Annotated in this window: 2 protein-coding genes; both read right to left on the minus strand. The window is 54.1% G+C overall.

Annotated elements, in window-relative coordinates; genetic code table 11:
- Window positions 1–72 precede the first annotated feature (72 nt).
- Entirely contained in the window at window positions 73–384 is a 312-nt protein-coding gene (gene rpsJ, locus AC1DLB_RS30090; RefSeq protein WP_003186070.1) for a 30S ribosomal protein S10, read from the minus strand.
- Between the two features lie 158 nt (window positions 385–542).
- The coding region (locus tag AC1DLB_RS30095; protein ID WP_477786293.1) for an elongation factor Tu at window positions 543–1,376 on the minus strand (834 nt) is incomplete at its 5' end.

Genomic DNA, 1,376 nt, shown 5'->3' on the forward strand with positions numbered 1-1,376 from the left:
CCTCATGAGTGTACGGGGCTTTCACCCGCTATGGCCGCCCATTTCAGAGCGTTACACGACTAAGACCGAGTCTTAGCCGAGGCTGATCTGCACTTCCACACCGGCCGCAAGATCAAGCTTCATAAGAGCATCAACGGTTTTATCCGTTGGCTGGACGATGTCCAGAACGCGCTTATGAGTACGGATCTCGTACTGGTCACGCGCGTCTTTGTTGACGTGCGGGGAGACCAGAACGGTGAACCGCTCTTTACGGGTAGGCAGTGGAATTGGACCACGCACTTGAGCACCAGTACGTTTCGCGGTTTCCACGATTTCCTGGGTGGATTGGTCGATCAGGCGATGGTCAAAAGCCTTCAACCTGATACGGATTTGCTGATTTTGCATTGGATTTCAGACTCCGGCTGCTATTCCCACCGGGCGCAATACGCCCGTTAAAAGGAGGCGCAATTCTATAGACGCCCCCGATAGGTGTCAACCCAATAAAAAAGCCCCCGCTGAGCGGGGGCTTTTTCAAAGCATCGAAGCTATCTCAGAAGAGAAGCTTACTCGATGATTTTAGCTACAACGCCAGCACCAACGGTACGGCCGCCTTCGCGAATAGCGAAACGCAGACCGTCTTCCATTGCGATGGTTTTGATCAGGGTAACAGTCATTTGAATGTTATCGCCTGGCATTACCATTTCAACGCCTTCTGGCAGCTCGCAGTTACCAGTCACGTCAGTAGTACGGAAGTAGAACTGTGGACGGTAGCCTTTGAAGAACGGAGTGTGACGACCGCCTTCTTCTTTGCTCAGAACGTAAACTTCTGCGGTGAACTTGGTGTGCGGCTTAACGGTACCTGGCTTAACCAGAACCTGACCACGCTCCACGTCATCACGCTTGGTGCCGCGCAGCAGCACGCCGCAGTTCTCGCCAGCACGACCTTCGTCGAGCAGTTTGCGGAACATTTCAACACCGGTGCAGGTGGTGACGGTAGTGTCACGCAGACCAACGATTTCCAGTGGATCCTGAACGCGAACGATACCGCGCTCGATACGACCAGTCACAACAGTACCGCGACCCGAGATCGAGAATACGTCTTCGATTGGCATCAGGAACGGCTTGTCAGTCAGACGAACTGGTTCTGGGATGTAGCTGTCCAGAGTTTCAACCAGTTTCTTGACGGCAGTGGTGCCCATCTCGTTATCGTCCAGACCATCCAGCGCCATACGAGCGGAGCCGATGATGATTGGAGTGTCGTCGCCTGGGAAGTCGTAAGTGCTCAGCAGATCGCGCACTTCCATCTCAACCAGTTCCAGCAGCTCAGCGTCGTCTACCAGGTCAGCCTTGTTCAGGAAAACCACGATGTACGGAACGCCTACCTGACGGGACAGCAG

The sequence above is a fragment of the Pseudomonas sp. 05N434 genome (assembly GCF_056396965.1).

Excerpts from the sequence above, each read along its gene's own strand:
- rpsJ (WP_003186070.1), bottom strand. The coding sequence starts at position 384 with ATGCAAAATCAGCAAATCCGTATCAGGTTGAAGGCTTTTGACCATCGC.